This is a genomic window from Methylobacterium sp. A52T, assembly GCF_053346095.1.
The window spans coordinates 18,450-32,518 of the sequence record NZ_JBKFBI010000059.1; the positions used below are offsets into that span (position 1 = coordinate 18,450).

Genomic DNA, 14,069 nt, shown 5'->3' on the forward strand with positions numbered 1-14,069 from the left:
ACCGATTTTGTGTTACGTGGTAGGAAACACATTTGTTGACTCCCCTCAAGATCGGAGTCAGCATCGCGAGACCTTCGGACGTACGCATCCTGCCTACGCGACGCCCGGCCATCGGGAGTCCGCCATGCACATCATCAGATTCTTCCCCATCGGTAACGGGGATTGCTGCCTCATCCAGCTCGAGAACGGCCGCTGGATCTTGTTCGACTTCGCCGACATGCGAAACCCGAATGACCCCAATGACAAGCGTTGCGACCTCGAGAAAGAATTGCGTGAGGCGCTCGGCGACCACAAGGTCATCGACGTGGTAGCCTTCACCCATCTCGATACCGACCACTGCAAGCGGGCCAAGGAGGTATTCGAGCTCGACCATGCCGACAAGTACAGGGGCGGCGACCGAATCAAGATCAAGTCCCTCTGGGTGCCGGCGTCGGCTGTGCTTGAGGAGGGCCTGAAGGGCCAGGCTCGGACGTTGCGTGCCGAAGCCCGGCACCGCTTCAAAGAGGGTAAGGGGATCAGGGTGTTCTCCCGCCCGGACAAACTCGATCAGTTCCTGCTTGACCGCGACATCGATCCGGCCACGCGCCGCAACCTTATCAGCGACGCCGGTACCCTCTGCCCCGAGTTCAACCTGGTGGCCGACGGGGTCGAGTTCTTCGTCCACTCGCCCTTCGCCGAGCGCGTCGGCGAGGAGATCGTGATGCGCAACGACTCGGCCCTGTTCATGCAGGCGCTATTCGAGGTGGCCGGCCGGCACACGCGTATGATCCTTTCGGCCGACGTCGGGCACGAGGTGATTGACGACATCGTCCGCATCACCCAGCACTACGGCAACGGTTGCCGCCTCGAATGGGACATCAACAACGTCCCGCACCACTCCAGTTACCGCTCGCTTGCCGCCGAGAAGGGCGAGGGTGTGACCGAGCCGGAGGAACGGCTCGCATGGCTCTACGAGGGCGCAGGCCAACGGGGCGGCCTGCTGGTCTCGACCAGCGATCCGATCCCAGCTGCGGTGACCGAGCAGCCGCCGCACCGCGAAGCCGCCGCATACTATAAGCGAGTCGCCCGCGATCTGGACGGCAGTTACCTGGTGACGATGGAACACCCGTCGGCGATCGCGCCCAAGCCGCTAGTGATCGAGATCGGCGAGCGCGGCCACATGGTGCGGAAGTTCGCAGGCGGCGCGGCCTCCGTGATCCGCAACGCGGCGCCGAGGGCCGGATGAGCAGCCCGCGCTTCGCCTCGGCCCGCGCTCAGGCGCTCGCCGACTATCTGGAGGGAGCAGCTGACTACCCGTTTGCGCGGCTGACCGATTCAACGTCCGAAGGCGGACTTGACTTGGTCGGCATTGTGGTCGAGCCCGAGCTGCCTCAGCACCGCGCCGTGCCGATCGACGCCGAGGAGCCGGTCCGGATTGCATTTCGTGCCGACGACGCGCTGCCACCGGCCGTGTTCTCTGCGCGCGACGACTTCCCGCTCAACCTTGTGCATACGACCCAGGAAAGCGAGGCCGCAGGCCGTGGCCTATGCATTTGGGAGGAGGGCTGGGCCGACCTGCGGCGCGGTCTCACTCCGCAGGCACTGGTGGAGCGGATCCGCGATTGGTTCGCACGGACGGCCCGGGGCGAGATCCACCAGGAGGGCCAGGCGGTCGAACCCCTCATTTCCGCGACTGCCGATACGCTCGTCCTGCCGCCCGGCCCGCTGCCGCCGAAGTGGCGCATCGTCCACACTCTCGAGCACCGTGGCGGCTACGTCGTCGCGCTGGGCGATGCGCCAGCGGCTAAGACCCGACCCTACGCCGTTTTCGCCATGACGCTGGCGACCCAGGTACACGGCGCCCTGCGCAGCGCGCCCTCGAACTTGGAGGAATTGCTCGCGGCCGTCGAGGCGCTCGGGGGCGACCTGCTGCAGGCGTTGGGCGATTGGCTGGTCGACCCGGCCCAACTTGCCACCCCTAGCCTCCAGATCCTAATGATCGTCGCGATCCCGATGGCCAAACAGGTCGGCGGGCCGGTCGAGGGGTGGGAGACGTGGGCCTTTATGGCCCTTCCTCCGCTAAGCGAATTGGGCGGACGGCTCGGCCGCACGCTCTACGAGGCCGGCGCGTTGGCACCGCGGATCGGGCGCGGCCCGATCGATGCTGCCGGTGTCGAGCTGATGCGCTGGCGCGTGGTGCGGCGGCTCGACCGAGCCTCCGCACGGGCGCATTCGGGCCGGGGCGACGCTGCCGACCTATCGCTTGTTGCGGTCGGCGCCGGCGCGATCGGCTCGAACGTGATTGTCGCCACGGCGCGGGCTGGGATCGGGACTTGGACGGTGATCGACGACGACGTCGTCCTGCCCCACAATACGGTCAGGCAGGCCCAGGGCGACGCGGACGTCGGCCAGTTCAAGGCCACCAGCACTACCCGACTGGGCCAAGGCCTCCTCGCCGAACCGACTGTCGAAGCGATCGTCGCAAACGTGCTGGCGCCCGGAGACAAGGACGCCGATGTTGCGCACGCGCTCGCTGGCGCTAACGTAGTGGTCGACTTCAGCGCGTCCCCTGCTGTGCTTGGGGCCCTGGCCGACCAAGGCGCCAGCCGCGTCGTCAGTATGTTCTTCGGCCCGGACGGGCGCGACCTAGTGGTTCTGGCCGAAGGCGGCGACCGCGCCCTTCGCATCGACGAGATCGAGGCCCAGTATTACCTCGCTGCCGCCACTGATCCCGCCCTCGCTGACCACCTCGGCACTGCCAGGATCGACTTTGTCCGCTACGGCAACGCCTGCCAGGACCTGTCGCGGCCGCTGCCGCCGTGGCAGGTCCATGCCCTCTGCGGGCTGGCCAGCGGCCGGCTTCTGATGTTGGCCGGCGACCTCGCGCCCAGCGCTGGAGTCTGGCGACTGGACCCAGCGACGGGGGCGATCGCCGCGATCGGCGTGCCGGCCGAACCAGTGAGCAGGCTTGAAGCCGACGGCATCCGGGTGACGGTCTCGTACCGTGCCATGCGCCGGATGACCGAGCTGCGGAGCGCCGCGCTGCCCAATGAGACTGGCGGTGTGTTGATCGGAAGCTTCGACCTATCCCGCGGCGTTGCCCATATCGTGGATGCCTTGCCGGCGCCGCCGGACAGCCGCCAGGCGCCAACCTTTTTCATCCGCGGCAGGAAGGACCTCGGTCCGACCGTCGACGCTCTCGCCACGGGATCGGCTGGCGCGCTCGGCTACTTGGGTGAGTGGCACGCGCATCCGCCGGTTGCGGCGGTGCGTCCCAGCCCGGACGACGAGGAGGTCTGGCAGCACCTTGACCGCCATATCGGCCCGACGGGCACCCCTTACATGATGGCGATCGTCGGCGACGGCGCCGCCTTCGTGAGGATCGGCTGGCGGCCACGCGGCGGCTTCGAGAGCGAGGTGCGCCTTGATGGGGACTAACCGCCTTCCCCTTGCGGCTGATGCCCGGATTGCGCTCGCATTATCCGGCGGCGGCAGCCGGGCCGCCGCGTTCCACCTCGGCACCCTGCGGGCGTTGCGCGCGACCGGCTTGCTCGACCGAGTCGCGACCATCTCGGCGGTCTCAGGCGGCAGCGTCTTGGCCGCACTGTATTGCTCCTGTCCGGGAGATTTCGATGCCTTCGAGGGAAAGGTCTACAGGGCCCTCGCACGCGGGTTCGTCACACCCGCCCTACTAAAGGCCGTGACAACCGCTGAGGGACTCAAGGCTGCCGCCAACGCCGTGCCGATCGCGGTGGACCGGCTGGCCGCCTTCGCGGTCCGCCAGACGTTCGGCCGGATCGCACCGCGCCGCGTCGCGCGGATCGGCTGGCTGGCTGAATCGCCGGTCATCCGGCGGGCGAGCCGGACGACGATCCTGCAGCGTGTGTTCAGTGACCTCCTCGACGGCGCGATGCTGACCGAGCTTAGGTCGGACCGGCCCAAGCTGATCGTCGTCGCCTGTGAACTTCGAACGAAGTCAGCTTTCTATTTCGCTAAGGACGGGATGAGCACGTGGCACCTCGGCGTCGCCGATCCAGCCAGTGTCGAGGTTGCAGAGGCCGTGGCGGCCTCTGCAGCATATCCTGCCTTCCTGCCGGCGCTCGACAAGGTGATGACTTTCGAGAAACAGGGCGCTTCGGCCCCGATGCGGGTCATCCTCACGGACGGGGGGGTCTACGACAACCTGGGTCTCGCCCCCTTCTGGCCCGATCGAGATCCCGCGATCAGCCGCCATGTCGAGCAGCATGACCTCGTCGTTGCCAGTCGAGCCGGCTACGCGCTCCACCAATCGCCCGCGGCCAGCCTCTGGCCATCCCGCATGCGAGCGGTCGTCGATGGCATCCATGCCCGTGCGCAGAACTTGGCGGTGAGCCGGGCCTTCGATCTTCAGCGCGCCGGTTGCTGGCGCTTCATACTTCCCTACCTCGACCAAAATGACGCAGCCTTGGCATGCCCACCCAGTGACCTGATCGGCCGCGACCGGGTGAAGGACTACCCAACGGATTTTTCGCCGATGCCGGAGGAGATGATTCGGCTGCTTTCTGGCCGCGGCGAGCAATTGACCAAAGCGCTGATCGACGAGCACCTGTCGGGGGACGCTGGAACCGCTGGTAATGGTCGTCCTGCCGCGGCTGGTTTCGTGAGCCCATCGACGGGGTCGGCGATGGAGAGGATTTGATGACGCCCTGCAACCAGCCGCAGCCGAATCGAACCAGCGCGGCGAGCAACTCGTGCGGGAATGCGACGACGAGCGCTACGAGTTCTAAGCCGACATCGATCTCGGGGCCGGCCAGGCGACAACAGATCTCGTCGCCGACCTAATGGCGTTCCTGAATGCCGACCTGGGCCATATCGTCGTCCTGCAGCGAGGCTGAGACGCGATCCGTGGAAGAAGTCCCTTACCGACGAGACGCCCGCGACCTGGTGGCGCCCCATCTGTGAGAAACCCTGATTGCAACCCCACGGTAACCGCGGCCGACGGAGGTCCTTTCAAGCTGCGGTCAACCGCTCAGACCCTTCGCTCTTTCAAAGGGAGATAAACTGGCGACTCCGGTTGGATTCGAACCAACGACCTGCCGCTTAGAAGGCGGCTGCTCTATCCAGCTGAGCTACGGAGTCGGGGCCAGGCGGCCCCAGAAGCCACGGGCTCGCCCGAGGGTCAAGCGCGCGGGGCGAGGACCGGCGCGGCGTCCCGGATCGGGCCGAGGATGGAGAGACTGTCCCGCGGCGATGCGCCGGACGCGCCCCGCGATCCGACGCCGGGAGCGGGCCGGGGTTGCGCGCCGCCGCGGATCCGGTCAGGCCGGAGCGCGGTTCATGCCGGGGCGCCGCGCCCCCGTCGGGAGACCGAGCTTGACCGCGCCGAGCCCCACAGCCTCGCCCCCCGGACGTGTCCGGCGCCGTCGCCTCGCCGCCGGCCGGGGCAGCCTGAGCCGGCCGGGCGGCGACCTGCGGCGCCTGCCCACGGGCCTCGACCTCCGGAACGTGCGGCTCGTGGAGGGCGTGCGCGCCGCCTTCGCGTTCGGCGTCGTCATCCTCCTCAACATCTGGATCCAGTGGTCGCCGCTGCTGACCATGGCGCTCGCCGCCAACCTCGCCTGCTTCTGCGACAACGGCGGCCCGATGCGGGCGCGCCTGCGCGTCCTCACCGCCTTCTCGTTCCTCGGCGGCCTGCTCTGGGCCGGCCTCGGCCTGATCCAGCCCCTCGGCCTGCCGGTGGTCGTCCCGGTCGCCTGCGCGCTGATCTTCGCCTGCTCGTACGCGCGCGTCTGGAGCGTGCAGGCCCAGTCGGCCGGCAACGTGCTCGTGGTGGTGCTGTGCATCGCCCTCGACCGGCCGCTCGACGTCGCGCAGGCGGCCGTCACCGCGGCGATGTTCGCGGCCGGCGGTCTCTGGGCGACCTTCCTGGCCCTGGTCATCTGGCGGCTGCACCCGTACCGCCCGGCCCACCGGGCGGTGGCGGAGGTCTGGCACAACCTCGCCCGGCTCTGCGGCGACCTCGAGCGGCTCGTCGCCCTGCCGGAGCCCGACACGGCCGCCTTCGACGGCCACGCGCGGGGCCACCGCCGCGGCGTGCGGGCGAGCATCGAGACCGCGCGGACCATGATCCTCGACCTCGCCCGCTCCCGCGAGCGGGTCTCGGACCGCACCGCCCAGGCCCTGCTGCGCCTGGAGAGCGCCGAGCAGATCTTCGCCGCGCTGATCGCCGTGGGCGAGTTGATCGACAGCCGCCCCGACGCGCGCCGCCGGGCGCTCGCCAAGGTCTTCCTGCGGCGCCTGCGCCCCCTCCTGGTGACCATCGCCCGGGCGATCCGCGACGACGTCAACCTCGACCTCGGCCGCCTGGAGCACTCCATCGCCCGGGTGGCCGAGGGCCTGTCGGAGGACCCGACCCTGGCCCGCCTCGCCGACCGGATCGCCGGGCGCGTGCGGCTTGGCGCCAAGCTGTCGACGCCGGAGGGCTACCGGCCCGGCGGCACGATCACGGAGGGCGGCAGCCTCGACCGCTGGACCCGCTACGTCGGGCCGCTGGCGCAGAACTTCACCCTGGCCTCGCCCAACCTGCGGCACGCCCTGCGGGCGAGCGCGGTCGCGGCGCCGGCACTCGCCGCCACCCTGACCTACGCGGGCGCCTTCACGCACTGGCTGGTGATGACCGTGGTGCTAACCATGCAGCCCTTCTACGCGGCGACGTGGCAGCGGGCCCTGGAGCGGATCGGCGGCACGGTGCTGGGCGGCCTCGTGGGCGCCGTGCTCGCCTACTACGCCACGAGCCCGCTGGCGGAGGCCGGGCTCATCCTCGTGCTTAGCATCGTCGGCTTCGCGGCGCGCCAGATCTCGTACGGGTTCTTCGTCACCTGCCTGACGCCCCTCGTGGTGCTGCTCGTCGAATTGCTGGAGCCCGGCCACAGCTCCTGGGAGATCGTCGCCATGCGGGGCGGCTTCACGGTGCTGGGCGGCGTGATCGCGGTGGCGAGCTGCCTGGTGCTCTGGCCGATCTGGGAGCCCGATCAGGTCCGGCAGGAGCTGCGCCGGGCGCTCAAGGCCCAGGCCGGGCTCGCCGAGGCGGTGCTCCGCGCGCCGCCCGGCGAGGGCCGCGAGGCCGCGATCGCGGCGCAGAGCCGCGAGGCCGGCCTCGCCCTCAACGATCTGGAGGCGGCACTCTCCCGCGCCCTGCAGCAGCCCCGGGCCGGCAGCCACCCGGAGGTGGAATCCGCCCTGGTGGCCGACGCGACCCTGCGCCGGATCAGCGCCCGGCTGATCGTCCTGCGGCACGCCCCGGAGGCGGCCGCCCCCGAGGCGGAGCCCTGGCGGGCCTGGATCACCGCGACCCTGGCGGCCCTGGGCGCGGACAGGCCCGTGCCCGAGCGGCCGGCGCTGGATCGCGGACAGTCGCTCGTGCGCCTCGTCAGTCAGGTCGATCTTCTGGTCGGAACCCTGCGACCCGGGGAGATCCGGGCCGCGACGGTTGCGGATGGCGGAGCCCCGGCTTCGGGCCAAGGGACCGCGACGCGGGCCGGTCAGCCCGTCCTGCCGTCCTGACGGACGGCATCCCGGTGGCCGGTCCCGCGGTCGTCCCGCGGGACCGGCCTCCCGTCAGAACCGCGGTAGGGCGTTGGCCGGGCCGCCGGCATGCGGGCCGCTGTAGCGGTAGGCGGCCGGCCGGGCCGGGCCGGCGGTGTCCCGGTACAGGACGGGGGCGTTGCCGACCCAGCCCGAATAGGCCGAGGCCGGGTAGGGCGAGTGCTTCGAGTCCAGGCCCTGCGCGAGGGCGGGCGTGGCGACCGCGGCGACCAGGGCGGCGGCGGCGAGCATGCGAACGGTCATGATGATCTCCTGATGTTTTCGTATGACTTCGACGGGAAGTCATCCGGTCAACCGTGTCGAGTGAGGAAGATCGTCGTCGCGATGCGCTGGGCGGCGGTCTTGATCGCTCCGGCTTTGCTTGGCCGAATGTGACCTCTCAACGGAGATACTCTGCCCCGGGTTCGACCGCCGCCGTGCGCTGGCGCACGGGGAGACGCGGCGCGGGCCGGAAGGCGCGCGACGGGTCCGGCCACGGCCGGGGATGCGTCCCGCGCCGAAGCGTGGCACAGACCGCGGCCTGAAAGGGATGCAGACCATGCGGCTGATCGTCGGCCTCGGAAACCCGGGCGCGCGCTACGCGGGCAACCGCCACAATATCGGCTTCCTCGCCGTCGACGCGATCGCCCGCCAGCACCGGGCGAGCCCGTTCCGCCACCGGTTCCAGGGCGAGGCCGCCGAGGTTGTGCTGGGCACCGAGCGGGCGATCCTGCTGAAGCCCTCGACCTTCATGAACGAGTCCGGCCGCGCGGTCTCGGAGGCGCAGCGCTTCTACAAGATCCCGCTGGCCGACGTGATCGTGCTGCACGACGAGCTCGACCTCGCCCCCGCCAAGCTCCGGGTGAAGCTCGGCGGCGGCAATGCCGGCCATAACGGCCTGCGCTCGATCACCGCGCAGTGCGGCAACGATTACCGCCGGGTGCGGCTCGGCATCGGCCATCCCGGCGACAAGGCGCTCGTCCATGCCTACGTGCTCAACGATTTCGGCAAGGCCGAGCTGCCCTGGGTCGAGGATCTCTGCCGGGCGGTGGCCGACCACGCCGCCCTGCTCGCCGCCGGCGAGGACGCGAGCTTCCAGAACAAGGTCCACCTCGCCATGGCCGGCCGCGGCTGGGACGACGTGAAGACGCTGGGCGCCAGAAATTGACACGCCCACACGGGGACGGGATATCGGGGCGGGCGAGAGGGTCCGATGAAGGCGGTGCGCGTCGCGCCCGGCTGTCGGCGGTTCGATTGCCTCCCGGCGGCCGCGGCCCGGCGCGTCGGTGCCGCGCGCTCGACCGAGGACGGGGCGCGCGGCGTCGTGTTCGCGGGCCCGATTCTCATCAACCCATTCCGCGCGTCGCCCGACGACGCGCTGCGACGGAACTGACCCATGGGCTTCAAATGCGGCATCGTCGGCCTGCCGAACGTCGGCAAGTCGACCCTCTTCAACGCGCTGACGCAGACGGCGGCCGCCCAGGCGGCCAACTACCCGTTCTGCACCATCGAGCCGAATGTCGGCGAGGTGGCGGTGCCGGATCCGCGGCTGAATGACCTCGCCCGGATCGCTTCCTCGAAGGAGATCATCCCGACGCGGCTGACCTTCGTGGACATCGCCGGCCTCGTGCGCGGCGCCTCCAAGGGCGAGGGTCTGGGCAACCAGTTCCTGGCCAATATCCGCGAGGTCGACGCCATCGCCCACGTGGTCCGCTGCTTCACGGACGGCGACGTCACCCACGTGGAGGGCAAGGTCGATCCGGCCGCCGACATCGAGACCATCGAGACCGAGCTGATGCTCGCCGACCTCGACAGCCTGGAGCGCCGCGCCCAGGCGCTGGAGAAGAAGGCCAAGGGCGCCGACAAGGAGGCCAAGGAGACCCTCGACCTCGTCAACCGCGCCCTGCCGCTGCTGCGCGACGGCAAGCCCGCCCGCCTCGTGGAGCGCAAGCCCGACGAGGAGAAGCTGTTCCAGTCGCTCGGCCTGATGACGGCCAAGCCCGTCCTCTACGTCTGCAACGTCGACGAGGGCGACGCCGACAAGGGCAACGCCTACTCGGACGCGGTCTTCGCCCGCGCCAAGGCGGAGGGCGCCGTGGCGGTGGTGGTCTCGGCCAAGATCGAGAGCGAGATCGCCGTGATGCCGGAGGCCGACCAGGCCGAGTTCCTGGAGGCGGTGGGCCTCGCCGAGCCGGGCCTGAACCGGGTGATCCGCGCCGGCTACGACCTGCTCGGCCTCGTCACCTACTTCACGGTCGGCCCCAAGGAGGCCCGCGCCTGGACGATCACCAAGGGCACCCGCGCCCCCGGGGCGGCCGGGGTGATCCACTCGGATTTCGAGAAAGGCTTCATCCGCGCCGAGACCATCGCGTTCAAGGACTACACGGCGCTCAACGGCGAGGCCGGGGCCCGGGACGCCGGCAAGCTCCGGCTGGAGGGCAAAGACTACGTAGTGCAGGACGGCGACGTGCTGCACTTCCGCTTCGCCAACTGAGGTCCGGCACCCGTCACCGCGCGCGCAGCGACGCGACCCAGGGCGGCGCGACCCCGCTGAGCGCGGCGCCGCCTGGATTGCTTCGCTCCGCTCGCAAAGACGGCGATCCCGATCGCCCACCCCACCGATCAACGTGACGAGCCCGCCATGCCCGATCCTGCGCTCGAAGACTTCTCCGTCGGCGACGTGATCGTCGGGGAGCCGCTGACGGTGACCCGCGACGACATCGTGGGCTTCGCGAAGGATTTCGACTTCCAGCCCTTCCACCTCGACGAGGCGGCGGCGGAGACGACCTTCGCGGGCCGGCTGATCGGCTCGGGCTGGCACACGGCGGCCCTGGGCATGCGGCTGCTCCAGCAGGGGCCGTTCCGGGGCGGCTCTTCGCTGGGCGCGCCCGGCATCGACGAGCTGCGGTGGCTCGCGCCGGTCCTGCCGGGGGACGCGCTGACGCTGACCTTCCGGGTCGCGGGCCTGCGCGACTCGGCCTCGAAGCCGGGCCTCGGCTTCCTGACCGCCGAGGTCGCCCTCGCCAACCAGCGGGCCGAGACCGTGCTGACCCAGCGCTTCACCTTCATGCTGGCCCGCCGCGGCACCGATCCCCTGCCCCCGCGGCCCGTGGAGATCGGCGCGCCGGGGCCGGTCACCGAGCCGGAGGATGCCGAGATCCTGCCGTTCCTGCGGGACGCCGAGATCGGCGCCGTGCGCGACCTGGGCGCCTACCCGTTCAGCTCCGAGGCGATCGTGGCCTTCGCGCGGGCCTACGACCCGCAGGCCTTCCACCTCGACCACGACGCGGCCAAGCGCAGCCATTTCGGCGGCCTCTGCGCCTCCGGCTGGCACACGACCGCCGCCTACATGAACCGGATGCTCACGACCCGCGCCCGGGACGCCGCCTACACGGCCGCCCGCGGGCCGGTCCCGGAGGCGGGGCCCTCCCCCGGGTTCAAGAACCTGCGCTGGCTGAAGCCGGTCTACGCGGGCGACACGGTCCGCTTCAGCGCCAAGCTCACCGACAAGCGCGCCTCGGCGTCGCGGCCCGGCTGGGGGCTGGCCTTCGCGCGCAACACCGGCGTGAACCAGCGCGGCGAGGCGGTCTTCGCCTTCGACAGCGCGGTCTTCCACCAGTGGGAGCCGTGAGCGGGCCTCAGGCCGGCGCCTTGCCGAGCACCGCGAGGGACTGACCCAGATACACGCCCGACGGCCACGGCGCCGCCGTGCCGTCGAGGAACGTCACGCTGTCGAAGCCGATATGGTCGGCCCAGGTCTGCCAGACGCTGCGCTCGATGAACGTGTTGAGGTGCGGCACCGTGCTGGTGCGCTGCTCGCCGACCGTCTTGGTGAAGACGCCCCAGTGCGAGGCCATGCTGAACTCGAGGAACGAGGCCACGACGCGGCCCCCGGGCCTGAGGGCGCGGTGCATCTCCTCCAGGTAGATGTAGCACTCCGTGTGCAGGAGATGCGTGAACACGCTGAAGGCCGAGACGAGGTCGACGCTGCCGTCGGCGACCGGCAGCGACAGCGCCGTGTTCCGGGCGAAGCGGTAGTCCCTGGGACAGCGGCGCTTCGCGTAGTCCAGCAGGTCCTGGACGACGTCGAGGCCCAGATACGCGACGCTCGCGGTGCGGGCGAGGTGTACCGCCAGGCGCCCGGAGCCGCACCCGAAATCGACCACCGACTGGCCGTCCCGGAGCCCGAAATGGTGGAGGATCTCGCACTCGATCGCGCCGATGCGGTCGTAGTCGCCGCCCACCGCCACGCTCATCGCCTCGTCCAGGGGCAGGTCGCGCATCAGCTGGCGGACGTACGCCTCGTAATCCTCGACGAAATGAAATCTCGCCATCGCGGCCACCTCGAAGGTGTCGAGATCGGACTGGGATGATCAGTCCGTCCGCCGTCGAGATTTGTTGTTCCCCACGGCGATCCGGCATCCGTTCTGCCGAACACCGTCGAGCCGCGAAAGCGGCCGCGCGGATACGGGGCGCGAATTGGCCCCGAGGCTGCCTTTTCGGTCACACCGCGTTCGGGAAGACCCGGATACTGCGCCGCGCGGCCGCGGACGCGCGGAGATCCGCCCTCATGCCGCCCGGCGGCGCTCCGGGTAGAGGCCGTACAGGCCCTCGCGGCTCGCCGCGCAGATGCCGCGCTCGGTGATGATCCCGGTCACGAGGCGCGACGGCGTCACGTCGAAGGCGGGGTTGGCCACCGGGCTGCCGGGGGAGACGACCTCGATCGTGGCGAAGCCGCCGTCGGGCAGCCGGCCGGTCATGTGGGTGACCTCGCGCCCGTCGCGCTCCTCGATCGGGATCTCCTTCACCCCGTCGTCGAGGGTCCAGTCGATGGTCGAGAACGGCAGGGCGGCGTAGAAGGGCACGCCGTTGTCGTGGGCCGCCAGCGCCTTCAGGTAGGTGCCGATCTTGTTGCAGACGTCGCCGCTCGCCGTGGTCCGGTCCGAGCCGACGATGCAGAGATCGACGCCGCCGTGCTGCATGAGGTGGCCGCCGGCATTGTCGGCGATGACCGTGTGCGGCACGCCGTGGCCGTTCAGCTCGAAGGCCGTGAGCGCGGCGCCCTGGCTGCGCGGCCGGGTCTCGTCGACCAGGACGTGGACCGGCACGCCCCGCTCGTGGGCGGCGTAGATCGGCGCGAGCGCCGTGCCCCAGTCCACCGTCGCCAGCCAGCCGGCATTGCAGTGGGTCAGGACCGTGACCGGCCGGTCGCCGCCCCTTGCCGCGTGGAGGTCGGCGATGATCTGGCCGCCGTGGGCGCCGATCGAGCGGCAGCTCGCCACGTCCTCCTCGGCGATGCGGCCGGCCTCCGCGAAGGCGCGGGCGAAGCGCTCGTCCGGCGCGACTTGGCGCAGGTTGGTGGAGACCCGGTCCAGTGCCCAGCGCAGGTTGATCGCGGTCGGCCGCGTCGCCGCGAGGGTCGCCACCGCCCGGTCGATCCCGTCGTGGGACGCGTCGGCGCGCATGGCGAGCGCCAGCCCGTAGGCGGCCGTGACGCCGATCAGCGGCGCGCCCCGCACGATCATCGTGCGGATCGCCACCGCGGCGTCCTCCAGCGTGGCGAGGCGCTTCAGCTCGAACTCGAAGGGCAGGCGGGTCTGGTCGATCACCTGGACGCTGAGGCCGTCCGGGTCCGGGAAGATCGTGCGGTAGGGCTGGCCGTCGATGTTCATGGCCGCTCCTGTGCCACAGCGGGGCGGATTTTGCACCCGTGGGCGCGGACGGCGACAGCGTGGGGATGCGCGGCCGGGCGCCGGTGAGCCTTCCTCAACCTTAGCAGGTCGTTAAGGGGGTCGTGCCTAGCCTCGGGGGTAAGTCCCCGTCCTGCGTCCGGTCCCGCATGCGCTCGCTTCGCCGTCCCGCATCGCCCTACGAGACTTTCGTCGACAGCGTTCGCCCCTTCCTGGGCAAGCGCCTGACGGAGCTCGGCGGCTTCGTGCTGTTCACCGGCGCGGTCGCGCTGACCGTGGCCCTGGCCACGTGGTCGATCGACGACCCGAGCCTGAACCACGCCACCGACCACGCCGCCCACAACGTCCTCGGCCAGCCGGGCGCCGTCGTGGCCGACCTCGCCATGCAAATCCTGGGCCTGGGTTCCTTGGCCTTCGTGCTGCCGCCGGTGCTCTGGGGCATCCGGCTGATGCGGGAGCGCAACCTGCCCGAGGGCGGGTTGCGCATCGCCCTCTGGATCATCGGCTTCTGCGCCGCGAGCGCGGTGGCGAGCGCGCTCCCGCCGACGACCCGCTGGCCCCTGCCCACCGGCCTCGGCGGCGTGGCCGGCGACGGCCTGCTGTCGATGGCGCGGGTCATCGTCGGCGCGGTCTCGTCGGCGGCGGCCTACCTCGTCGGCTTCGGCTACGCCGCGGTGGCGATCCTCAGCCTGACCGGCGCCTGCCGGTTCGGCGCCGTCGAGGAGGACAGCCTGCACGACGACCCCTACCCCGTCCGGCGCGCGCCGGCGCGGGGCCGGGATTCGGGCCGCGACGAGCGCGAGGATTCCGACGAGCCGAGCCTCGGCCTCGTGGGTG

12 protein-coding genes and 1 tRNA gene are annotated in these 14,069 nt (G+C 70.7%); 9 read left to right on the forward strand and 4 right to left on the reverse strand.

Annotated features, from left to right (window positions below; translation table 11 throughout):
* Positions 1-124: 124 nt before the first annotated feature.
* From ACLBYE_RS15735 to ACLBYE_RS15745, 3 genes are read left to right on the forward strand one after another with little or no spacing between them, the layout of a single operon-like run.
* Positions 125-1,225, forward strand: coding sequence for a hypothetical protein (locus ACLBYE_RS15735; protein WP_447694875.1), 1,101 nt, complete (start codon positions 125-127; stop codon positions 1,223-1,225).
* Complete coding sequence (locus tag ACLBYE_RS15740) at positions 1,222-3,417, forward strand: ThiF family adenylyltransferase (protein ID WP_447694876.1); 2,196 nt, start codon at positions 1,222-1,224, stop codon at positions 3,415-3,417. Before ACLBYE_RS15735 ends, ACLBYE_RS15740 begins: the two co-directional genes overlap by 4 nt.
* Positions 3,407-4,657, forward strand: coding sequence for a patatin-like phospholipase family protein (locus ACLBYE_RS15745; protein WP_447694877.1), 1,251 nt, complete (start codon positions 3,407-3,409; stop codon positions 4,655-4,657). The genes ACLBYE_RS15740 and ACLBYE_RS15745 overlap by 11 nt, the downstream gene beginning before the upstream one ends.
* Before the next feature lie 363 nt (positions 4,658-5,020).
* Here ACLBYE_RS15745 and ACLBYE_RS15750 read toward each other — a convergent pair.
* A tRNA-Arg gene (locus ACLBYE_RS15750) sits at positions 5,021-5,097 on the reverse strand.
* A gap of 234 nt (positions 5,098-5,331) precedes the next feature.
* On the opposite strand from ACLBYE_RS15750, the gene ACLBYE_RS15755 reads away from it, so the two are divergent.
* Complete coding sequence (locus ACLBYE_RS15755) at positions 5,332-7,521, forward strand: FUSC family protein (protein WP_447694878.1); 2,190 nt, start codon at positions 5,332-5,334, stop codon at positions 7,519-7,521.
* Positions 7,522-7,575: 54 nt separating this feature from the next.
* On the opposite strand, the gene ACLBYE_RS15760 is transcribed toward ACLBYE_RS15755, so the two are convergent.
* A complete protein-coding gene (locus ACLBYE_RS15760) occupies positions 7,576-7,806 on the reverse strand; it encodes a hypothetical protein (RefSeq protein ID WP_447694879.1) in 231 nt (76 codons plus the stop codon).
* A gap of 295 nt (positions 7,807-8,101) precedes the next feature.
* Here ACLBYE_RS15760 and pth point away from each other — a divergent pair, with 295 nt between their 5' ends.
* From pth to ACLBYE_RS15780, 4 genes are all read left to right on the forward strand, one after another.
* On the forward strand, positions 8,102-8,710 hold the full coding sequence (pth, locus tag ACLBYE_RS15765) for an aminoacyl-tRNA hydrolase (RefSeq protein ID WP_091682753.1): 609 nt from the start codon (positions 8,102-8,104) through the stop codon (positions 8,708-8,710).
* A 45-nt stretch (positions 8,711-8,755) separates the two neighbouring features.
* Positions 8,756-8,935, forward strand: coding sequence for a hypothetical protein (locus tag ACLBYE_RS15770; protein WP_056533559.1), 180 nt, complete (start codon positions 8,756-8,758; stop codon positions 8,933-8,935).
* A gap of 3 nt (positions 8,936-8,938) precedes the next feature.
* Positions 8,939-10,036, forward strand: coding sequence for a redox-regulated ATPase YchF (gene ychF / locus ACLBYE_RS15775; protein ID WP_020094263.1), 1,098 nt, complete (start codon positions 8,939-8,941; stop codon positions 10,034-10,036).
* A 147-nt stretch (positions 10,037-10,183) separates the two neighbouring features.
* The gene (locus tag ACLBYE_RS15780) at positions 10,184-11,173 is read left to right on the forward strand and encodes a MaoC/PaaZ C-terminal domain-containing protein (protein WP_447694880.1); all 990 of its coding nucleotides are present in this window, start codon (positions 10,184-10,186) and stop codon (positions 11,171-11,173) included.
* A gap of 7 nt (positions 11,174-11,180) precedes the next feature.
* Here ACLBYE_RS15780 and ACLBYE_RS15785 read toward each other — a convergent pair whose 3' ends face one another.
* Together ACLBYE_RS15785 and mtnA are read right to left on the reverse strand one after the other, a co-directional pair.
* The gene (locus tag ACLBYE_RS15785) at positions 11,181-11,876 is read right to left on the reverse strand and encodes a class I SAM-dependent methyltransferase (RefSeq protein WP_447694881.1); all 696 of its coding nucleotides are present in this window, start codon (positions 11,874-11,876) and stop codon (positions 11,181-11,183) included.
* Between the two features lie 234 nt (positions 11,877-12,110).
* Positions 12,111-13,214, reverse strand: coding sequence for an S-methyl-5-thioribose-1-phosphate isomerase (gene mtnA / locus ACLBYE_RS15790; protein ID WP_447694882.1), 1,104 nt, complete (start codon positions 13,212-13,214; stop codon positions 12,111-12,113).
* 167 nt (positions 13,215-13,381) lie between these two features.
* Here mtnA and ACLBYE_RS15795 point away from each other — a divergent pair.
* On the forward strand, positions 13,382-14,069 hold a 688-nt coding region (locus ACLBYE_RS15795; RefSeq protein ID WP_447694883.1), incomplete at its 3' end, for a DNA translocase FtsK 4TM domain-containing protein.